The 18,943-nt window shown below is 73.2% G+C and carries 21 protein-coding genes and 1 pseudogene; 7 read left to right on the forward strand and 15 right to left on the reverse strand.

The features are described from left to right. Nucleotides 1-36 precede the first annotated feature (36 nt). The 9 genes and pseudogenes from AC060L_RS29645 to AC060L_RS29685 all read right to left on the reverse strand — a co-directional run bounded on the left by AC060L_RS29645 (nt 37) and on the right by AC060L_RS29685 (nt 6,519). On the reverse strand, nt 37-342 hold the full coding sequence (locus AC060L_RS29645; protein WP_483802028.1) for a hypothetical protein: 306 nt from the start codon (nt 340-342) through the stop codon (nt 37-39). 58 nt (nt 343-400) lie between these two features. Then, nucleotides 401-610, reverse strand: a pseudogene (locus tag AC060L_RS29650) (YbhB/YbcL family Raf kinase inhibitor-like protein); the annotation flags it as partial. After that, nucleotides 607-1,182, reverse strand: coding sequence for a cysteine hydrolase family protein (locus tag AC060L_RS29655; protein ID WP_483802029.1), 576 nt, complete (start codon nt 1,180-1,182; stop codon nt 607-609). The pseudogene AC060L_RS29650 and the gene AC060L_RS29655, both read right to left, overlap by 4 nt. 52 nt (nt 1,183-1,234) lie before the next feature. After that, a complete protein-coding gene (locus tag AC060L_RS29660) occupies nt 1,235-1,681 on the reverse strand; it encodes a MarR family winged helix-turn-helix transcriptional regulator (RefSeq protein WP_483802030.1) in 447 nt (148 codons plus the stop codon). Between the two features lie 67 nt (nt 1,682-1,748). Next, a complete protein-coding gene (locus tag AC060L_RS29665) occupies nt 1,749-3,164 on the reverse strand; it encodes an NAD(P)/FAD-dependent oxidoreductase (protein ID WP_483802031.1) in 1,416 nt (471 codons plus the stop codon). 65 nt (nt 3,165-3,229) lie between these two features. Further along, nucleotides 3,230-3,676, reverse strand: coding sequence for a nuclear transport factor 2 family protein (locus tag AC060L_RS29670; RefSeq protein ID WP_483802032.1), 447 nt, complete (start codon nt 3,674-3,676; stop codon nt 3,230-3,232). 142 nt (nt 3,677-3,818) lie between these two features. After that, a complete protein-coding gene (locus AC060L_RS29675; protein ID WP_483802033.1) occupies nt 3,819-4,715 on the reverse strand; it encodes an SDR family oxidoreductase in 897 nt (298 codons plus the stop codon). A gap of 177 nt (nt 4,716-4,892) precedes the next feature. After that, nucleotides 4,893-5,633, reverse strand: a complete 741-nt coding sequence (locus AC060L_RS29680; RefSeq protein ID WP_483802034.1) for a hypothetical protein — start codon at nt 5,631-5,633, stop codon at nt 4,893-4,895. Between the two features lie 52 nt (nt 5,634-5,685). After that, nucleotides 5,686-6,519, reverse strand: coding sequence for a hypothetical protein (locus AC060L_RS29685; RefSeq protein ID WP_483802035.1), 834 nt, complete (start codon nt 6,517-6,519; stop codon nt 5,686-5,688). 781 nt (nt 6,520-7,300) lie between these two features. Between AC060L_RS29685 and AC060L_RS29690 the strand changes: the two genes are divergently transcribed. Further along, nucleotides 7,301-8,659, forward strand: a complete 1,359-nt coding sequence (locus AC060L_RS29690; protein ID WP_483802036.1) for a hypothetical protein — start codon at nt 7,301-7,303, stop codon at nt 8,657-8,659. A 70-nt stretch (nt 8,660-8,729) separates the two neighbouring features. Here the strand turns inward: AC060L_RS29690 and AC060L_RS29695 are convergent, their stop codons facing one another. Then, complete coding sequence (locus AC060L_RS29695; protein WP_483802037.1) at nt 8,730-9,497, reverse strand: class I SAM-dependent methyltransferase; 768 nt, start codon at nt 9,495-9,497, stop codon at nt 8,730-8,732. 119 nt (nt 9,498-9,616) lie between these two features. On the opposite strand from AC060L_RS29695, the gene AC060L_RS29700 reads away from it, so the two are divergent. After that, nucleotides 9,617-10,792 carry a GDSL-type esterase/lipase family protein gene (locus AC060L_RS29700; protein WP_483802038.1) on the forward strand — a complete coding sequence of 392 codons (1,176 nt, stop codon included), beginning with the start codon at nt 9,617-9,619 and terminating at the stop codon, nt 10,790-10,792. 35 nt (nt 10,793-10,827) lie between these two features. Here AC060L_RS29700 and AC060L_RS29705 read toward each other — a convergent pair whose 3' ends face one another. The 3 genes from AC060L_RS29705 to AC060L_RS29715 form a co-directional block, all read right to left on the reverse strand. Next, entirely contained in the window at nt 10,828-11,853 is a 1,026-nt protein-coding gene (locus AC060L_RS29705) for an alcohol dehydrogenase catalytic domain-containing protein (protein ID WP_483802039.1), read from the reverse strand. Between the two features lie 115 nt (nt 11,854-11,968). After that, entirely contained in the window at nt 11,969-12,625 is a 657-nt protein-coding gene (locus AC060L_RS29710) for a TetR/AcrR family transcriptional regulator (RefSeq protein ID WP_483802040.1), read from the reverse strand. A 70-nt stretch (nt 12,626-12,695) separates the two neighbouring features. Next, nucleotides 12,696-13,283: a TetR/AcrR family transcriptional regulator gene (locus AC060L_RS29715; protein WP_483802041.1), complete on the reverse strand. Its 588-nt coding sequence runs from the start codon at nt 13,281-13,283 to the stop codon at nt 12,696-12,698. 94 nt (nt 13,284-13,377) lie between these two features. Here AC060L_RS29715 and AC060L_RS29720 point away from each other — a divergent pair, with 94 nt between their 5' ends. The 4 genes from AC060L_RS29720 to AC060L_RS29735 all read left to right on the forward strand — a co-directional run bounded on the left by AC060L_RS29720 (nt 13,378) and on the right by AC060L_RS29735 (nt 16,552). Next, nucleotides 13,378-13,761 (forward strand): nuclear transport factor 2 family protein, encoded by a 384-nt coding sequence (locus AC060L_RS29720; protein WP_483802042.1) that lies wholly within the window; start codon nt 13,378-13,380, stop codon nt 13,759-13,761. Between the two features lie 65 nt (nt 13,762-13,826). After that, entirely contained in the window at nt 13,827-14,669 is an 843-nt protein-coding gene (locus tag AC060L_RS29725) for an SDR family NAD(P)-dependent oxidoreductase (protein WP_483802043.1), read from the forward strand. A 267-nt stretch (nt 14,670-14,936) separates the two neighbouring features. Then, on the forward strand, nt 14,937-16,142 hold the full coding sequence (locus AC060L_RS29730; protein ID WP_483802044.1) for an alpha/beta hydrolase family protein: 1,206 nt from the start codon (nt 14,937-14,939) through the stop codon (nt 16,140-16,142). A gap of 191 nt (nt 16,143-16,333) precedes the next feature. After that, nucleotides 16,334-16,552: a hypothetical protein gene (locus tag AC060L_RS29735; RefSeq protein ID WP_483802045.1), complete on the forward strand. Its 219-nt coding sequence runs from the start codon at nt 16,334-16,336 to the stop codon at nt 16,550-16,552. 114 nt (nt 16,553-16,666) lie between these two features. Here AC060L_RS29735 and AC060L_RS29740 read toward each other — a convergent pair whose 3' ends face one another. Further along, nucleotides 16,667-17,671, reverse strand: coding sequence for a class I SAM-dependent methyltransferase (locus tag AC060L_RS29740; protein ID WP_483802046.1), 1,005 nt, complete (start codon nt 17,669-17,671; stop codon nt 16,667-16,669). Nucleotides 17,672-17,973: 302 nt separating this feature from the next. Here AC060L_RS29740 and AC060L_RS29745 point away from each other — a divergent pair, with 302 nt between their 5' ends. Further along, entirely contained in the window at nt 17,974-18,426 is a 453-nt protein-coding gene (locus AC060L_RS29745; RefSeq protein WP_483802047.1) for a hypothetical protein, read from the forward strand. A gap of 80 nt (nt 18,427-18,506) precedes the next feature. On the opposite strand, the gene AC060L_RS29750 is transcribed toward AC060L_RS29745, so the two are convergent. After that, nucleotides 18,507-18,902 carry an aggregation-promoting factor C-terminal-like domain-containing protein gene (locus AC060L_RS29750; RefSeq protein ID WP_483798944.1) on the reverse strand — a complete coding sequence of 132 codons (396 nt, stop codon included), beginning with the start codon at nt 18,900-18,902 and terminating at the stop codon, nt 18,507-18,509. Between the last annotated feature and the right edge of the window lie 41 nt (nt 18,903-18,943).

Genomic DNA, 18,943 nt, shown 5'->3' on the forward strand with positions numbered 1-18,943 from the left:
GCCTCGGCCTTGCCGTCCACCCCCGGCGGCTCGGGGTCAGCGTTCGAAGACGCCGGTCAGGCGGCCCCGGGCGAGGACGGGGGCGGTGATGGCGGGCAGCAGGGCGCGGGGGCGTGCCCGGTCCGGGGGAGCGGCGTCGGGGGTGCTGCCCACGGGGGTGGCGAGGGCGAAGAGCTGGAAGACGTAGCGGTGCGGTCCGTGGCCCTTGATCGGCCCGGGGCCGTGGTACCCGCGCCCGATGGTGGACCGCAGCAGCTGCACGCCGGGGGCCGGCCGCCGTGCGTCGAGGGCGCCGGTGTCGAGCGGGCCGCAGGCCGGGTCGATCAGGGCGGTGCAGTGCACGAACGGGCTTGGCCAGGGGGATGTCGATGTCCTCGACCACCAGGAGGAGTTGTGCGGTGCCGGACGGCGGCGGGCTCCAGGAGAGCTGGGGGGAGACGTCCTCGCCGCCGATGTGCTTCGCGCACTGCGCCAGGGGCATGGTGTCACCGTCGCCGAACTGCGCGCTGGTGAGGGTCAGCAGCTCGGCGCCGTGCAGGTTGGGCAGGTTCCACGCGGTGTGGGTCTCGCCGGCGCGGCGGTTGGTCAGGAGTCGGCCCAGGAGCGTCATCGCGTCGCCCCGACCAGGTCGATGACCTCGGCGGTGGTGGCGGTCTCGCCGAGTTTGGGGAAGATCCGCTCGACGCTGTGGCGGTGCGCCTCGGCGTCGGGGTCGCCCACGGCGTCGGTGGCCAGCACCACGTGGTAGCCGTGGTCGGCGCCCGCGCGGGCGGTCGACTCGACGCCCGAGCTGGTCGAGATCCCGGCGAGCACGATCTGGGTGACCCCCAGGTCCCGCAGCAGGGTGTCGAGTCCGGTGTCGTGGAACGCGCTGCGCCGCCGCTTGGTGATCAGGTGGTCGGTCGGCTGGACGTCGAGTTCCTCGATCAGGTCGGTCCAGCCGGACGGCAGCGCGCTGCAGCCTGCGGAGCGCCGCCTCCCGGTGCGGTCGGTGCGCCCGGGTGCGCTTCCGGTGACGTTGACCAGCACCACCGGCAGTCCGTGCCGCCGGAACTCGGCGGTCAGCCGGATCGCCTGCCCGACGGCGGTGGTGATCGGAGGGTCGGTGTGGGCCGAGACGATGCCCTGCTGCAGGTCGATCACGACCAGCGCGGGCGCGGGGTCGATCGTTGTCAGTGCCATGGCTGCTTCTCCGTGGGTGCCGGCTGGTTGGGTCGTCGGTGCGCCGCGGCCGTCATATGTTCCTGGCCAGCCGGTCCAACAGCGGTGTGACCGCTGCGAGTTGCTCCAGCTCCGCCGGGGTGAACATGCCGCCGGCCAGCGCTTGGGCGATGAGTTCGGTCCGTGCGTTGCGCTTGTCCTTCAGCGCCTGCAGGCCGGCATCGGTCGCGGTGAGCACCATGCGCCGGCCGTCGTCCGGATCCGGGTTGCGGTCGACCAGACCCCGGCCCCGCAGTGCGCCGAGCGTGGCGCCCATCGACTGCGCGGTGATCTGCGCCTCCCGGGCCAGCGCGGCGGAGGTGCTCGGCCCCGAACTCTCCAGCAGCGACAGGGCGGTGCGCTCGGGCATCGTGAGCCCGCCGTCGACGGGCACCTGGAGTACGCGTCGCACCAGCGCGGTGAGACTGGTCAGCAGCGCTGGTGCGACGTCATCGGGCTCTGGGCCACGGCCATCGTTCATATACTAAGGCTACCTTATCAATCTGCCTTAGTATCGCCTGCCATTCGGTCTGCCCGTACCCGTAGCCCTACTCCGCCAGCAGCGCGCGCTCGTCCGCCTTCAGCGGCGGCTCGGCCACTGCCGCGCCCGGGGTGCGCGGGCCGGCCGCCAAGCGGCGGACCGCGGCCACCACCTCGGGGGCCTGCAAGCGGGTCAGCGGCGCGCTGAGCGTCGTGACCTCCATCGTCGCGGCCGCCACGGCCGGCTCGGACAGCGCCGCGGTCGAGACCAGGTCGGCGAACTGCCGTCCGGCCTCGGACGGGTTGGCCAGGCGCGGGTCGGTGACCTGCGCCCGGCAGTCCGGGTAGCCGAGGTCCTGGGAGGTCGCCAGGATCCACGCGTCGTCGATCGCCGCGCTCACCGCCCGCTGGACGCGCCGGCCCAGCCCCGGGCCCAGCCCGCCGAGGCGGCGCAGCTCGCCGTCCAGGGCCAGCGCGCTGTGCGCCGCGCAGCTCATCCCGTGGCCGTAGACCGGGTTGAAGGCCGTGAGTGCGTCGCCGAGCACCGCGAAGCCCTCGGGCCAGGGGGTGACCTGCTCGTAGTGCAGCCGCCGGTTCATCGTGCTGCGCGAGCCCTGGACCTCGGTGATCGGCTCGGCGGCCGCGATGAGCTCACCCACGAGCGGGTGCCGCACGGCCGCGGCGAACGCGGCGAAGCCCTCCTCGCTGCCGGGCGGCTCCGCGCCCCGGGTGCCGGAGATGGTGACGATCCACCGCCCGCCCTCGATCGGCACCAGCACCGCGCTCTGGCCGGGCCGCCCGGAGCGGTGGTCGGGGTAGATGCTGACCACGGGGAAGTCCTTCTCCGCCCCGGCGGGAGCGCGGAAGATCCGGCTGGAGTAGCGCAGCCCGGAGTCGACCGTCTCCTCCCGCACCGGCGGCAGCCCCAGGTCGGCCAGCCACTGCTTGGTCTGCGAGCCGCGGCCGGTGGTGTCCACGACGAGGTCGGCCGGCAGCGAGGTGGGCGCCGAACCGTCGCGCCGCTGGAGGTCGATGCCGGTGATCCGCGCGGCGCCGCCGAGCGGGCCGAGCACGTCCATCCCGTCGAGCAGCGTGATCCGCGGGTCCCGCAGCACCTGCTCGCGCACGGTGAAGTCCAGCAGCTCCCGGCTGCAGGTGATCATGAACTGGGTCTCCGGGAACCGCTGCTGCCAGCCGTACGAGGTCAGTGAGACCAGGTCCGAGGGCAGTCCGATCCGGTGCGCCCCCGCGTCCAGCAGTCGCTGCACGGTGCCCGGCAGCAGCTGGTCGATCGCCCGCGCGCCGCCCGACATCAGCAGGTGCGCGTGGCGAGCCTGCGGCAGGCCCTTGCGCAGGTAGGGCCCGTCGGGCAGCGTGTCACGGTCCACCACGGTGACGGAGTCCACGTACCCCGCCAGGACGCGGGCCGTCAGCATCCCCGCCAGTCCGGCGCCCAGCACCACGGCGCGCTTCGGGTCGGTCATCGGTACGCCACACACCTTCCGGTCGTCATCGGTCGTCCTTGGTCGTCTTCAGGAACTGCCGTACGTCACGCGGGATCGAGGAACACCACGTCGGACCGACCCCAGTACCCCTGCATCTCGTAGATCAGCCCGTCGGCCCCGACCTTGATCGTCATCACGTAGTGGAACCGGATGCGCAGCCCGGGCTGCTCCCGCTCCGGTGCGGGGATCAGCCCGTACTTGACCAGGTTCGGCCCCCACGGCAGGTAGTCCATGGTCGTGACGACGGGCACCGCCGCGCTCGCGCCGTCCTGCGCGGCCACCGGCGCCCCGGCGTCCTCGAACGTGCGGCACTCGATGGCGGCCCCGGCGTGTGCGCGCAGCGCGGCGTGCCCGCTCTGCCAGCCGGTGCCCACCGGATCCTCGAACCGCACCTGCGGCGAGTACAGGGCCAGCAGCCCCTCCAGGTCGGCGGCGTTCACCCGCCGGCAGTGCTCCACCACCAGGTGCTTGAGCAGCTTCTCATCGGGCACGGAGGCCTCCCACAACCCGCGGCCCGGCCGGGGACGTTACGGAATCAGGCATACCCCGGACTCTGGCACGCCCCGCCGCCACCGTCGGCCCCCAGCACGGCGGTTCAGGGGTATGGCCGCCGAGAATAGGGGCCCACCCTCGTCAGGCCGTCCCCGTCCCCGTCCCCGTCGCCGGTGCGCTGCGCAGGACGTCGGCCAGGGGGGTGGCCGGGTGGCCGGTGAGGTGGGGGATGGCGTCGGTGACGGTGGCGAGTTCGCCGGCGGCGATGGCGGTGTAGGTGGAGACCCAGGCGTCGAGCTGCCAGGCAGGCGCGCCGTACCGCTCGCGGGAGCGGTAGGCCTGCGCGGTCGTCTCCTCCTGGTAGCTGACGGTGCGCCCGCTCGCGCGGCTCAGCTCGGCGGCGATCTCCTCCAGCGTGAGGGACTGCGGCCCGGTCAGGTCGTAGCCGGCCCCGGCGTGGTCGGGTGCGTGGGTCAGGACGGCGGCGGTGGCGTCGGCGATGTCGTCCTGGGCGACGACGGCGACCCGTCCGTGACCACCCGGTCCCCGGATCACGCCGTCCTCGCCGACGAGCGCGGGCATGAAGTCGGCATAGAGGTTGTCGCGCAGGAAGGTGTGCGGCAGGCCGGCGGCGCGGATGTACTGCTCGGTGTGCCAGTGGTCGCGGGCGAGGGTGAAGACGGCGTCCGGGGCGGCGCCGTAGAAGGAGATGTAGACCAGGTGACCGACGCCCGCCTCGGCGGCGGCGTCGATGAACGTGCGGTGCTGCGCCAGGCGGTCGGGGTGCTCGGCGGCGGAGACCATCAGGACGCGCTCGACACCGCTCAGTGCGCGCAGCAGGGCCTCGCGGTCGCCGTAGTCGGCCTGGGCGACGGTGGCGCCCGGCAGGTGCGGGGCGCGGGCCGGGTCGCGGACCAGCAGCCGCTGCCGCGCACCGGCGGCGGCGAGCCGGCGGGCGACGCGCCCGCCGAGGCGGCCGGTCGCGCCGGTGACCGCGATCGTGACGTCGGGGAGCTGCGCGGCGGGCGGACGGGCCATGGCGGGGGCCTCTTCCTGGTCGGCGACTGGATCCGGTACGACCCTATGACCCTATGGCGCCATGTCCGGGTGTTGCTCGCGAGGACGGCCCCGCGGCCCGGCCCCCTGCCGGCTCGGAGCCGGACTGGGGAGCCTGCGGGGCCTGCGGGGCCGTCCTCGACCGCGTGGCGAGGGGTGTTACCACCAGTGGCGCGCGGAGTACCAGCTCCAGCTGTGGTGCGCGGGGTGCTGCGTACCGGTGCCACCCGTGCCGGTGCCAGTGCCGGCGCTGGTGCCGGTGGTCGAACCCGTGCCGGTGCTGCCCGTGCCGGACGCAGGCGCGGGGGCCGGGGCGGGCGCCGGGGTGGTGGTCGGCGCGCCGGCGGCGGAGCCCTCGATCTTGTCGTAACGCAGCGGCGTGTAGGAGCTGGTGGGCCAGCCGGCCAGCGAGCTGGCGTTCAGGTCGCCCTGGTACGAGCTGGTCAGCACACGCGAGTTCTGCTCGGAGTAGTAGGTGAACGTCCCGGCGGACTGGTCGATCCAGTTGCCGAAGAGGATCACGTGCTCGTCGGTGTAGTCGAGCGCGTCGCCCGGCTGGAGCTGGCTGCTGGCGATCTGGGTGGAGACGCTCGGCAGGGTCTGGGTGACCAGGCTGTCGGAGAGGTGCCAGGCCATCGAGACGTAGCCGGAGCAGTCCTCGCGGTAGCTGCCGTTGCTGTCGGTGTAGTTGGCGCCCTGGTTGTACGGCACGCCTTCACTGACCCAGCTCTGGGCCCGCTGGATGACCTCGGTGGGCGAGATGGTCCCGTCCACGGTCGAGGTGGTCGCGGCGTTCGCGGGGACGGCGACGAGCAGGGAGGCGGCGCCGGCGCCGAGGAGGCCGGCGGTCCAGCGGCGCAGGTGCGGGCGGCGCGAGCGGGGCGAGCGGTGCGAGGGCATGGGTGTCTCCAGGGAAGGGGGAGAAGGGGAGAAGGGGTGGAGCGGGGGAGGGTCAGCCGAGTCGGCGGGCCAACGATGTGAGCAGGTCCACATCCGATCGGGTGCTGTAGGGAGCGGCGGGGGCCGCGGGAGCCGCGGCGGGGGCCGCGGAGCTGGGGGAGGCCGGGGCGCCGGTGCCGGCGGCCCACTCGTCGAAGTGGACGACGGCCAGGGTGCTGCCCTGCTGGACGGCGTAGAGGTGGTCGGTCTGCGGGCCGGCCGCCGACAGACCCTCCACGCCGGTCCACTGCCGCGACCAGGCGGTGCCGTGGTCGGTCGCGGCGGTCTTGGTGACCTGGGCGTCGGCGGTGCCCAGGGTCTTGGTCTGCAGGGCGCGGGACTGGTCCTGGCAGCCGGCCATCCGGGTCAGCAGGCCCTGGTAGGCGGCCTGCGCGGCCGCCTCGTCATGGAAGCCGAACACGTCCTGCTCGGCCGGCGTCTGGTAGACGCTGACGTAGCCCAGCTGCTGCCAGGAGAGCGCACCGGTGACCGAGGCACACTCGTTGACCTGGACGGCCCCGGTGACCGGCAGCGTGCGCGGGGCGGCGAGCGGCTTCCACTGCTCGACGGCGTTCGCGGGCAGCTCGGCCGCCGTCAGGACCACCGACGGCAGCGCGACGGCCTGCGGTGACGGTGTCGGTGGCGTGGCGGTTGGCGCCGCCGTGCCGACCGCGACCGTGCTCTTGCTCACACCCGCACTGCTGGAGCCACTGCCGCTGCCGCCGCCGCAGGCGGTGAGCAGTACGGCGAGGGCGCCGGCTGTGCCGACGACACCGCAGACGAGGCGGCGGCGGGTGCGTCGCCGGATGCGTCGGGCACGGCGTGGCGGAAGGGCGGAAGCGGGCATCGGGTCGTCCTGGTGTTTTCGCCATGCCCGCGACAAGCGGACACGGGGGGATCGAGGCAGGGGCGATCGAGGCACGGTGGTGCCGGGCAGGGGATGTCACAGGTCATCGGCGGCCGGTGGGGCGGCGCGCCTCCCGACGGGCCCGGGACGGCTCCGGCGGTCGGTGCCGCCGTTGCCCCGAGATAAGGAATCCGTTCGGTGCCGGGATTCTTGCCGGATCGTTCGAGTACTGTCAATCTCACGGAGGGCCACGGTGGTGTGTTCAGAACCACGTCTGAAATCCGGCCGCGAGGCGGTAACTTGGGCCGGTCGAGCCCAGGAGCACCCCGGCGCCACCCCCTCGGGTGGCCCCCGCGCCGCCCTCGACCCCGCCCGCGAGGATCCCCGCGCCGCGCCCTGCCGCCCCCGCCGCTCACCCGAGGAACCGGGATCCTCCGGCGCCGCGTACTCACGAGCCCGCGCCACGCGCCCCGGATGCGGCCGAAGACCTTGGCCCTCGCCCGGTGAAACGGTCCGCCGTCTCGACCTTCCCGGGGCGCTGCGACACGCGAGCCCCTCCTTGCCTCGCTACCTCGAAGTGATCGGAGCGGGGTATCTAATGGTGATTTGTCATGATTTACCGTCAGGTGCCCTGCCCTACATGTGCGTTCTCGCTCGGGGGCGGGGCGCCTTGTTGTGAGGAGAGGTGAACCCGCGGATGAGTGCTGGTACGCGTGGACAGGGTGATCTGTCGCGGTATCGGGTCGGCCGACAGTCGCTGGGGTGCGCGCTGCTGTCCGGTATGGCGTTGCTGGCGGCCACGGCTCCGCCGGCGGCTGCCGCGCCGGTGCGGGAGCAGCGGGCCGATCCGTCGCAGACCTTCACCTTCACCGGCGCCGCGCAGAGCCTGACGGTTCCGGCGTCGGCGGTGGTGACGATCACCGCGGACGGCGCCGGCGGCGCTGACAACACCGGCACCAGCTGTTCCGTCACCGGGGCCGGTGGGACGGGGGTGCGGGTGGTGACCACCCTGCCGCCGACCACCGCCCCGACGACCTTCACCGTCAACGTCGGCGGCACCGGCGGCAAGGGCTGCAACGGCACCGGGACGGCGGGTGCCGGTGGGTTCAACGGCGGTGCCCCAGGGGGGAGTTACCCGCTGACGGGTTTGCATTTCGAAGGTCCGGGTGGGGGCGGTGCCTCCAGCGTCAGCGCGGGCGGCGCCCTGCTGGTGGTCGCCGGCGGCGGCGGTGCCTCCGGCGGCACCGGAGCGGGCTCCACCGGGGGGAACGGAGGCAACGGCGGGATGACGCCGGATGCCACCGACGGCACCGCGGGAAGTGCCACCGGCCCCGGGGCTTCGCCGGGGCAGGGCGGGGGCGGCGGCAAAACCAGCACCAGCACCGGAGGTGCCGGCGGGGCCGGCGGCACCGTTTCACTCTGCTCGGTCACGAACGGCGGGCCGGGGAGCGGGTTCTCCGGTGCCACGGTCGGGACCGGTGGCACCGGAGGCACCTTCGAGGGCGGCTGCGCCGCCAGCCTCATCGGTACTGGTGGCGGTGGTGGTGGCGGGTACTTCGCCGGCGGGGGCGGCGGCAGCGGCAACGTCAACGTCCACGGCGCCTCGGCGGGCGGCGGCGGTGGTGGCGGGGGCAGCAGCTTCGCCACTCCCACGGGTACCGGCACGTCCTACGCGCTGTCGACGGTCGGGACGGCGAACCACAACGGCCAGGTGACCATCTCCTATGTGCTCCCGTCCCTGACCGTCACCAAGACCCACACCGGGCACTTCACCCAGGGGCGGGACGGCAGCTACACCATCGCCGTGGGCAACGCCGCCGGGGCCGCCCCGACCAACGGCAGCACGGTCACCGTGTACGACACCCTGCCCGCCGGGCTCGTCGCCGACAGCATCAGCGGCACGGGATGGACCTGCACCCTGGACATCCTCACCTGCAGCCGTAGCGACGTCCTGCCCGCCGGGAGCAGCTACCCGCCCATCACCCTGAAGGTCGACGTCTCCTGCGAGGCCCGCGACGAGGTGACGAACCGGGCCACCGCCATCGGGGGCGGCGACGGCATCGGCTACACCGCCGCCGACCTCACCAAGATCAACCGCCACGGGCACGACGAGCGCTGCGAGCGCCACGAGCACTGGTAACCCGACCGGCCTGTGCTGACGGCGGGGCACGTCCATCACGACGTGCCCCGCCGTCGGCGCGCGCTGCTGATCAGCGGCGCGCGATCGTGACGATCTCCCGGCTCTCCCCGGTGATCGGACCCCGCTCCCAGTCGCCGTACTGCGCCTCGATCTCGAAGCCCGCCCCGGCCAGGAACGCGCCCAGCGGTGCGACGTCGAGGAAGCGCAGGCTCGCGTGGTCGACGCGCAGGACCGTGCCGTCGGGGGCGGCGGTCGTGCCGTGGAAGGTGACCAGGTCGCCGACGACGGAGTCGACGTCGTGCCAGACCTGCAGCGCACGCCCGGCCTCGTCCACGAGGTCGGTGACGTCGTCCTCGTTCGCGCGGGCCCAGCCCTCCCAGGCTCGCGCCTGCGGATGCCTGGTCTCGAAGACGAAGCGGCCGCCGGGGCGCAGCGCCGCGTGGATCGCCGCCAGCGAGGCGCGCACGTCCTCGTCGGTGGCGAGGAACTGGAACGCGTGGCCGGTCATCGTCGCCAGCGCGAACCCGGCCCCCGCCGGCGCCTGCGCGGCGGTCCCCTCTATCCACTCGACGTCGGCCTGGCCGACTTCCGGCGATGCGTTGCCTTCCTGTCGCCCGGCCCGGTCCAACGCGGCGCGGTCCGGATCCAGGCCGACGAGCCGTCCGCGGTGCCCGTGTGCGCGGGCCAGGCGCAGCATCGCGCCGGTGCCGCAGCCGAGGTCCAGCACCGAGTCGGCGCCCATCACCAGGGGGTAGTAGAAGCGGTCGGAGGGGAACCGCTCGGGGTCCCACGGATTCAGCGAGTCGTACAACGCCGCAGCGTCAGCATCGGAATACACCGCGACAGTGTCGGCCGCCACCCGCCCTTCGACAACCGATTAACCGGTCGTCAGCGTTCTTGCCGCGACGGCATGATGATCACGATCAGCACGGGAACGAAGCACGAGGAGCACCACACATGACCGACTGGATCACCACCCCCATCACCCCCGGTCTGTTGCGCGGCGCCCTCGATCTGGAACGCACCGAGCACGGCCTGCTGCCGCACCGGCTGCCCGCCCGGGCCCGCCGGCAGTTCCCGGACGCGTACCTGGCCATGGTCGAGGCGCAGCCCTCCGGCGTGCGGCTGGCCTTCCGCACCCGCGCGACCGTCATCGAACTGGATGTGCTGGCGACGAAGACGCTCTACCAGGGCGTCCCGGGCCTGACGAGCCCGGCCGACGGGGTGTACGACCTGCTCGTGGACGGACGCCTGACCGCCGGCGCCGGCGTCAGCGGCGGCAACGTCCGCACCGTCGACTGGACCACCGGCAGCACGGTCCTCACCTCCGGCCCGGCCGGCACCGTCCGGTTCGCCGACCTGCCCGGACCGTCCGACCGGCTCAAGGACGTCGAGATCTGGCTGCCGCAGGCGGAGACCACCGAGCTGGTCGCGCTGCGCACCGACGCGCCCGTCGAACCCGCCGCGCCGCACGGGCGCAAGGTGTGGCTGCACCACGGCAGTTCGATCAGCCACGGCTCCACCGCCGAGAGCCCCACCCGCACCTGGCCGGCCCTGGCGGCCGCCCTGGGTGGCGTGGAGCTGGTCAACCTGGGCTTCGGCGGCAACGCGCTGCTCGACCCGTTCACCGCGCGCGCGATGCGCGACACGCCCGCCGACCTGATCAGCGTCAAGATCGGCATCAACCTGGTCAACACCGATCTGATGCGGGTGCGCGGGTTCGTCCCGGCGGTGCACGGCTTCCTCGACACGATCCGCGAGGGCCACCCGGACACACCGCTGCTGGTCGTCTCGCCGGTCCTGTGCCCCATTCACGAGGACACCCCCGGGCCCGGCGCGCCGGACTTCGACGGCCCGACCCTGCGTTTCCGCGCCACCGGCGACCCGGCGGACCGTGCCACCGGGCGACTGACGCTCAACGTGATCAGGGAGCAGCTCGCGCGTCTCACCGCGCAGCGGGCCGCCGAGGACCCGAACCTGCACTACCTCGACGGCCGCGAGCTCTACGGCGAGGCGGACCACGCCGAGCTGCCGCTGCCCGACCGCCTCCACCCCGACCCGGCCGGCCACCGCCGCATCGGCGAGCGCTTCGCCGCCCTCGCCTTCGGCCGCACCGGCCCGTTCGCCGCGTAGGAGTAGGAGCCGGCGCGTCGCTCACTCGGGCGCGGTCAGTTACCGGTGGTGAGGACCATCCGGAAGCGGGCCGCTCCCTCCAGCATCCGGGCGAACGCCGCCCCCGCCTGCTCCAGCGGCGCCTGCTCGACCCACGGGCGCACCCCGCTCTGCGCGGCGAAGCGCAGCGTCTGCTCGGTGTCGGTGGCGATGCCCGAGGCGTGGCCGTAGATCCTGCGGGTGCCGCCGAGCAGCTGCAAGCCGCTGATCGGCAGCGGGTCGGCGGTGGCGCCCACCACGATCAGCTCGCCGCGCCGGCCCAGACCGTCCACGGTCGCGGCCATCGCGGCGCCGTTGGTGACGGTGGCGAGCACGACCTTCGCGCCGCCGAGCTTCTGCAGCTCCTGCGCGACGTTCTGGCCGGTGCTGTCGATGTAGTGCCGCGCGCCCAGCTTCAGGGCCAGCTCCGCCTTGTCCGCGCCGCGCGCGATCGCGACGGTGTCCAGGCCCATCGCCGCCGCGAACTGCACGCCCAGGTGTCCGAGCCCACCCACGCCCAGCACGGCCACCAGGTCGCCGGAGCGCGCCGCGCTGCGCCGCAGCGCGTTGAACGTGGTGACGCCCGCGCAGGCCAGCGGGGCGGCTTCGACGGCGGTCAGCTCGTCGGGGATGCGGGCGAGCGCGACGGCGGGGACGAGCACCGTGTCGGCGTAGCCGCCGGGGTAGGCGACGCCGGGGATCTGCAGGCGCGGGCAGTTGACCCCGTCGCCCTCGCGGCAGGCGTCGCAGTAGCCGCAGCTGCCGCCGTACCAGCCGACGGCGACCCGCGCGCCGACCTCCCAGCCCGCCACCTGGGCGCCCACCGACTCGATCCGGCCCGCGATCTCGTGGCCGGTGGTCACCGGGAACGTGGTGCCGGGGATGAAGCCGCCGGTGATCATCGCGTCGGAGTGGCAGATGCCGCAGGCCTCCACCACGATCCGGACCTGCCCGGGGCCGGGCTCGGGGGTGCTGACCTGGACGAGGGCGAAGTCGGCGCCGGACTCGGCGACCTGCATGGCCCGGGTGCTGGTGAGGGGCATGGTGTCCGTCCTTCCGTGGCGAGGGGCTCACTCCTCTCCACTCTGAGCCGCCCACCGCCCACCTGCCACCGCCCGCGTGCGACCGTCCACGCGTCGCCGCCTACTCCCTACCGGTTCAGCGCAGGGCGACCCAGGTCGTGCCGGCCACGGCGTGGGCGAACTCCTCGACGGGGCGTACGGCGTGTTCGCCGGAGAAGTGCAGGAAGAACGCGCGCTGGAAGCAGGCGCCGAGCAGCAGTGCGGCTGCGGCGTAGGGGTCGGCGTCGGCTCTGATCCGGCCGTCGGCCAGTTCTCGTTCCAGGTGGCCGGCGAGCGCGGCGAGCACCAGGTGTGGCCCGCGCCCGATCTCGTGCAGCCCGTCGCGGTGGCGGTTCAGCAACGGGGGATCGGCGAAGAGCGAGGCGGCCACCGGCATCGCCTCGGCGTAGAACAGCGCCGCGTGCCGCGCGATCGCCGTCAGGTGCTGCTCGACGCTGCGCCCGCCGGGGTCGGCGGCCAGTTCGGCGAGCAGCGGTGCGGCGTTGGCCGAGCGCTCCATCAGCACGGTGACGAAGAGCTCCTCCTTGTTGGCGAAGTGCTGGTAGAGCGCGCCCTCCGAGCAGCCCGCCTCGCGCGCGATCGCCTTCGCAGTGGTGGTTGCGGCGGTGGTGGCGGCGTCCGGTCCGATGGTGCGCAGCAGCCTCTCGGCGGCGTCCAGCAGCCGCTGCCGGGTGGGCGCGGCCTTCGGGCGCGGCTTCGGCCTGGGCCGGGCGCCCGACTCGGCGGTGAGCATTCACTCACCATAGCGGAAGGGGTGAGTGAATGCTCACCCCTTCCGGTGCGGCCGTCGACTCGTCGGCTCGTCAGCTCGTCGGGCCGGAGCCCGGCTCGATCCGGGCGGCCGCCACAACGGTCTCGGTCACGGCTCGCGCGTACGCGTCGTCCAGGACGGTGTGGCCGAACAGCAGCCGGTACCACATCTGGCCGAAGACCAGGTCGATCAGGAAGTCGTCATCCGGCCGGGCCACCTCCCCGCGCTCGCGGGCGCGTTGCAGGATTCGCCCGACCTCCGCGCGCCGCAGTGAGGTCAGGCGCTGCCAGAGGAGCGCGGCGAACGCCGGGTCCTGCAGCGCCTCGGCGGCCAGGATGCGGTTGAGGGTGCCGCTGGCGCCCTGCTGGGCGGCGAAGCTCGCGGTCAGCAGTGCGAGCAGATCGCCGCCGAGTGTGCCGGTGTCGGGGGTGGGCAGTTTCTCGGCGACGAAGGCGACCAGTGCGTCCAGGACGACTTCGCCCTTGCTGGAGTAGCGGCGGTAGACGGTCTGTTTGGAGACGCCGCTGCGGGCGGCGATCCCCTCCATGCTCACCGCGCGGGGGCCCTCCTCGGCGGCGAGTTCGAAGGCGGCACGCAGGATGGCGTCGTCAACGGCGGGGTCTCGTGGTCGTCCGGTCATGGGGTCCACCGTACGTCATTGACATCCGATCCGTCTCGTATTGTAATGAAGATACGAACCGCACCGCACCGTATTGAAAGTAGGAGACCGCGCCATGACGCTCACCGCCGCCACCACTACCCAGACCGTCCGTGACTACCTGGAGATCGTCTGGAACCAGGGCCGCACCGAGCAGGCCGAGCGCTTCGTCGCAGCGGACCTGATCCAGCACAACGCGAACCTGGCGGACGGCCGCTCCGCGCTGACCGAGTTCATCGACGGCCTCCGCCACCAGCTGCCGGAACTGCGCTTCGACGTGCGGCGCACGGCTGCCGAGGGCGACCTGGTCTTCGCGCACAGCCACTTCGTGCCCGCGCCCGGCCAGCCGGGTCTCTCGGTGATCGACGTGTTCCGGCTCGCCGACGGCGTGATCGTCGAACACTGGGACGTGAACGAGCCCGTCCCGCAGACCACCGTCAGCGGCCGCGAGATCGTCTGACCGGCCCAGCCCTTCCGATCCGCGCCGCTGCGCACTCCGCCCCACTCCGAAGGACGCCCCCTCGCATGAACGCCATCACGACACCCACCACCGCCCTGGTCACCGGTGCCACCTCGGGCCTGGGCCGCGACGTGGTCCGCGCCCTCGCCCAGCGCGGCTGGACCCTGCTGGTGCACGGCCGCGACCAGCGCCGCCTCGACGACACCGTCGCCGAGCTCCGGGATGCCGGCGCCACCGTCCACCCCTACCTGGCGGACCTCTCCTCACTGCGCGAGACCGCCGCCCTCGCCGAGCGGATCCGCCAGGACGCCCCGGCCCTGGGCCTGTTGGTCAACAACGCCGGCATCGGGGCCGGCGTGCCCGGCGGCGGCCGCGAGACCAGTCAGGACGGCTACGAGCTGCACCTGGCCGTCAACTATCTGGCGCCGGTGCTGCTGGCCCGGCTGCTACGGCCCTGCCTGGCGGCGGGTGCCCCCGCCCAGATCCTCAACATCGGATCCGTGGGACAGAGCCCGATCAACCTGCGCGACCCGCAGTACACCCGCGGCTACGACGGCACGAGCGCCTACACGCGCAGCAAGTTCGCCCTCGCCGCCTTCACCTTCGCGGCTGCGAAGGAGTACGCGGGCGAGGGGATCCGGGTCAACTGCGCCCACCCGGCCACCTACATGGACACCGGCATGGTCCGCGAGGCCGGTATCCGGCCCTGGACCACCGTGGCGCAGGGCACCGAGGCCGTGCTGCACGCGATCGATGCCGGCCGCACCACGACCGGCGCCTTCTTCGACGGCACCGCGACCTCCCGGGCCGCCGGCCACACCTACGACGCCGGCCTCCAGCGGGACCTGGCCGAGCTGACCGACCGGCTGCTCGGCGCGTTCACGGGAGTCGGCCCCGGCGCCCGGTGACAGTTTCCTGATGTCCGGCCCGATGTCCGACCCGATGCGGCCCGGGGATCCGGGGATCCGGGCCGACCCTGATCGCGTCCCTGATCCGCCCCCGACCGCAGAGTCGCTGGCCGGCCCCCTGGCAGACCCTCACCACTCCCGCTCCGCCGCTCGCGGCGGCCGTGCTTCCCGGGGGTCCGATCATCCTCCGAGAGGAGTCAACGGGCAGTCGGAAGTCCGACTCTGAGTGGACGTCAGCCCGGCGGTCGGCGCCCTACCGTCGTCGACATGACCAGACTCCGCCACGTCGCCGCCGCGACGGTCCTCGCGCTCGTCCTGCCGCTGCCCGTCCTCGCCGCGGTCCCGGCATTCGCCGCGACGCCCGCCGCGTCCGCCTCCGCGCCGGCCGCGCCCGCCGCGTCCGCAGCAGCCGGTGCCGCCGACCCGGACGGCCAGTACCCCCAACTGCCGCGCCCCACCGGCCCGCACGCGGTCGGCCGGCAGGTCCTGCACCTCACGGACCAGGACCGCACCGACCCCTGGGTGCCGTCGGCCGGGGCGCGGCAGCTGATGGTCTCGATGTACTACCCGGCCCGCCCCGGCACCGGCGGCCCGGCTCCGTACATGACCGACGCAGCCGCCGGCCTGATGCTGCAGATGAAGGTCCCCGGCACCACGATCCCGGCCGACGAGGTCGCCGACACCCGCACCTGGTCGCGCACCGACGCCGCTCCGGAGCACGGCAGGTTCCCGTTGGTGTTGCTGTCACCGGGATTCACCATGCCGCGCACCGAACTCACCAGCCTCGCCGAGGATCTGGCCAGCCGCGGCTACGTCGTCGCGCTCGTCGACCACACCTACGAGAACTCCGGCACCACCTTCCCCGACGGGCAGACGCTCACCTGCACCATCTGTGACACGCTGCCCGCCGGCGGTCCGGCCGCCGTGGCGCAGAGCCGGGCCACCGACATGTCGTTCGTGATCGACGAACTGACGAACCGTCACCCGGCCTGGCAGTACTCCCACATGATCGACGCCGGACGGATCGGCATCGCCGGGCACTCGCTGGGCGGCGACGCCGCCGTCACCACCATGGCCACCGACAAGCGGGTGCTGGCCGGGGTCAACCTGGACGGCACCATGTTCGCGCCGGTCCCGGCCACCGGCCTGGGCGGCCGCCCGTTCCTGCTGGTCAGCCACGACATGGGCGGCCAGGACGACCCCACCTGGACGAGCGGCTGGGCGAACCTGGACGGCTGGAAGCGCTGGATCACCTTCTCCGGCTCCAACCACGCCAGCTTCACCGACGTCCCGGTGCTGGCGGACAAGTTGGGGATCCCCGAGCCTCCCGGCACCACGCTCTCCGCGCAGCGCTCGGTCGAGCTCACCCGCACCTACGTCGCGGCCTTCTTCGACCTGAACCTGCGCGGCATCCCGCAGCCGATCCTGAACGGTCCCACCGCGGCCGACCCCGAGGTCACCTTCCACTCCTGAGAGTTACCGCCGCCGCTCACGCGCTGATCCCGTGCCGGTGTGGAGGTGACTCCACACCGGCACGGGACGCTGCCGTTGAGCTACGAAGACCTGAACCGGGCGGCCCCGGCACGACCGATTTGTCGCTTCTCCCGGGGCCATCCCCTGAGGTTGTGGCAGCCGGAGGCCGATCGGGCTGCGACACTGGCCGAATGACTGATCATCGTCCGCTGGGACCGCCTGCCTTCTCCGAGCCCGCCACCGACGCGGCCACCCCCGTCCCGAACGACGGACGCCGCCCGCTGCCGCTGCAACAGGGCGCGGACTTCCGCCAGCCGCCGGGGGAGGAGGCCACCGAACCCGCGCCGGTGCCTCGCCCGCTCGGCGTCGGTGGCCAACTGACCTTCTCCGACCCGGACCGCCAGATCTGATCCACCCCTGCCCGCCGCTCGAAGGCCCGCCAGGGGCCCGGCGCCGGGCGGGACGGATCCGCGACGCACTGGGGGAGCAGTGCATCGCGGATCGGACACGGACCGGGAGAGAGGCTAGGCCTGCCCGCCCTGGCGGTCCCTGGCCGCCTGTAGGCGGCGGCGCACCGCGCGGGTGGCCACCGGCGGCAGCAGGTCGAGCGCGATCCGCCGGGCCGCCGAGCGCGGTCTGGGGCGGGGGGTCGGGGCGGCGTCCTGCCGCTCCTGCTCCCGGGGTTCCTCCGAGCGCTCCTCCCGAGGCTGCTCTTCCCGGTGCTCCTCCTGGTGTTCGTGCTCCGGGGTGCGCGGTGCGGGTCGGTCGGCGGGCAGGAGCTTGGCGACGCCGCGTCCGGAGAGGCGGATCACGCGCTGGCCGGCGATGACGTCCACGTCCATGTGGCAGTCTGTCGCGTCGCCGTGCAGCTGGAGCAGCGCCTCCTGGATCGGCTGTGGATCGCCCCAGGTGCCGTAGAACTTCTCCGGAGTGAGGCAGATCGGGTGCAGGGCGTGCCGGAAGACCGCCTCCCAGGTGGCCGCGGCCACGCCCGGGGTGTGGGGAGAGCGGTAGTCGTCCAGGACCACGATGCCGTGCTCGATCAGCGCCTTGCGGGCGGTGTCGATGTCGCCGGCCACGTGTTCGTACAGGTGCGAGGCGTCGATGTGGATGAACCGGCAGCTGCCGGCGGGTATCCGGCCGTCGGCGAGCACCGAGGTCGGGGCCTGGACGATGGTGGGCAGCGCGCGGTGGAACGCCAGGTAGTTGCGTTCGAACGCGGTCCGGGTGAGCGTCTCGCGGTAGGACATGGCCATCTCGGCGTCGTTCTCGCCGTCGGGCGCGTCGGAGTCGAAGAGGTCACAGATCGTGAACGTCTCCTCTGCCTGGAGATGGCGTCCCATCACGATGGCGCTGCGTCCCAGGTAGCTGCCGAGCTCCAGCAGGTCGCCGTCGGTTCCGGTGGTCGTCTGGCGTGCCAGCAGCCAGCCGAACAGCTGCTGGTCGAGCGGCCAGAACCAGCCGGGAACGTCGTCCAGCTCGCGCGGAGCGGGCGGTGCTGCGATGCGGGGGTCGATGGTGGTGACCACGGGGCCTCCTACGGCCGGCCGGGTGGCACCGCCGGCGAGTGCCGACCGGGGGGAACGGTGCCGACCCGAAGTGGGCGTGATCCTAGTCACCTTTCCGACAATCTGAGAAGGAGATCGTCCCTACCATTTAGCGCCTTCTCGGCCGGATCGTCGCGTTCGTACCGGCGGCGCCCGCAGCCACCGGGCCGTCCGCCTTCGAACGGGTATTCGTACGCCGCCGAACCACTGCCGTCGCACTGCTTCCTCGGACGGCTTCGGCGGACTGCACCCTGGCAGGCGGTCCGCCTGGATACGCTCCTCGCGTGGAGCCAATCGATACCCCTGCCGGGATCGCGCTGCGGGACCAGATGCGCGCTGCCGCCGCCGACGCCGCCGCCGGACTGGAAGCCGCCGGCCGGGGCCCCGGCGTGACCGTCCCGGCGAAGGCCGTGGCCTGGCACCAGGCCGTCGTCGGTGCCATGCAGGCGGCGCTGGACGACGGCACGCTCATGTCCTGCCCGCACCTGGTGGGCGGTCCGCAGCCGATCGTCGTCCTGGCCGAACGTCCGACGGCCTGGTGGTGCCGCCCGTGCGCGAACGACCAGCTCAAGCACCGCCGCTGCGCGCGCTGCGAAACGCCGTCCGGGACGCTGTCCGTCGAGGGCGGGCACGAGGACCTGGTGCAGGGCCCGCACGTCGTGTACTCGCGGGTGCTGTGTCCACGCTGTCACCGGCGCGAGTCGGCGGTGGCGACCACCTTCGGGCCCGGCTGCTGACGGTGTCGACGTCGAAGGGGCCAGGCTCGCGTGGTTGGCGCGTGCCGGGCCCCTTCGGGCACGACTACTGAGGGGGTGGGTCAGTAGTTGTGGTGGATCTGCCAGTAGGCCCAGGCCTGGTTGGGGCTGCCGTAGCGGCTGTTCATGTAGTCGTAGGTCCACTTGATCTGGGTGGTGGCGTTGGTCTGCCAGTCGGCGCCGGCGGAGGCCATCTTGTTGCCGGGCAGGGCCTGGCCCAGGCCGTAGGCGCCGGAGCTGGGGTTGGTGGCGGTGACGTTCCAGCCGCTTTCGTGGCTGATGATCTGGTCGAAGGAGGCGAGCTGGTCGGCGGGCACGATGCTCGCGGCGATGGCCTGGGGGGTGGCCGGGGCGGCGGAGGCGGCGGTGGGGACGACGGCGGCGCCGATCGCGACGATGCCGATGCCGGAGGCGAGCAGGGCGGCGGACTTGCGCATGCGGGTGGAGATCACGGGCATGTGGGAGTTCGACCTCAATCAGGTGGGGCACCTGGCCCCCC

The organism is Kitasatospora sp. NEAU-69 (assembly GCF_057158765.1).

What these genes read in the sequence shown, in the direction of transcription:
- AC060L_RS29730 (WP_483802044.1), top strand. Translation starts at nt 14,937, where the DNA reads ATGACCAGACTCCGCCACGTCGCCGCCGCGACGGTCCTCGCGCTCGTC.
- AC060L_RS29655 (WP_483802029.1), bottom strand. Translation starts at nt 1,182, where the DNA reads ATGGCACTGACAACGATCGACCCCGCGCCCGCGCTGGTCGTGATCGAC.
- AC060L_RS29705 (WP_483802039.1), bottom strand. Translation starts at nt 11,853, where the DNA reads ATGCCCCTCACCAGCACCCGGGCCATGCAGGTCGCCGAGTCCGGCGCC.
- AC060L_RS29700 (WP_483802038.1), top strand. Translation starts at nt 9,617, where the DNA reads ATGACCGACTGGATCACCACCCCCATCACCCCCGGTCTGTTGCGCGGC.
- AC060L_RS29680 (WP_483802034.1), bottom strand. Translation starts at nt 5,633, where the DNA reads ATGCCCTCGCACCGCTCGCCCCGCTCGCGCCGCCCGCACCTGCGCCGC.
- AC060L_RS29720 (WP_483802042.1), top strand. Translation starts at nt 13,378, where the DNA reads ATGACGCTCACCGCCGCCACCACTACCCAGACCGTCCGTGACTACCTG.
- AC060L_RS29750 (WP_483798944.1), bottom strand. Translation starts at nt 18,902, where the DNA reads ATGCCCGTGATCTCCACCCGCATGCGCAAGTCCGCCGCCCTGCTCGCC.
- AC060L_RS29685 (WP_483802035.1), bottom strand. Translation starts at nt 6,519, where the DNA reads ATGCCCGCTTCCGCCCTTCCGCCACGCCGTGCCCGACGCATCCGGCGA.
- AC060L_RS29715 (WP_483802041.1), bottom strand. Translation starts at nt 13,283, where the DNA reads ATGACCGGACGACCACGAGACCCCGCCGTTGACGACGCCATCCTGCGT.
- AC060L_RS29675 (WP_483802033.1), bottom strand. Translation starts at nt 4,715, where the DNA reads ATGGCCCGTCCGCCCGCCGCGCAGCTCCCCGACGTCACGATCGCGGTC.
- AC060L_RS29690 (WP_483802036.1), top strand. Translation starts at nt 7,301, where the DNA reads ATGGCGTTGCTGGCGGCCACGGCTCCGCCGGCGGCTGCCGCGCCGGTG.
- AC060L_RS29665 (WP_483802031.1), bottom strand. Translation starts at nt 3,164, where the DNA reads ATGACCGACCCGAAGCGCGCCGTGGTGCTGGGCGCCGGACTGGCGGGG.
- AC060L_RS29710 (WP_483802040.1), bottom strand. Translation starts at nt 12,625, where the DNA reads ATGCTCACCGCCGAGTCGGGCGCCCGGCCCAGGCCGAAGCCGCGCCCG.
- AC060L_RS29660 (WP_483802030.1), bottom strand. Translation starts at nt 1,681, where the DNA reads ATGAACGATGGCCGTGGCCCAGAGCCCGATGACGTCGCACCAGCGCTG.
- AC060L_RS29735 (WP_483802045.1), top strand. Translation starts at nt 16,334, where the DNA reads ATGACTGATCATCGTCCGCTGGGACCGCCTGCCTTCTCCGAGCCCGCC.
- AC060L_RS29725 (WP_483802043.1), top strand. Translation starts at nt 13,827, where the DNA reads ATGAACGCCATCACGACACCCACCACCGCCCTGGTCACCGGTGCCACC.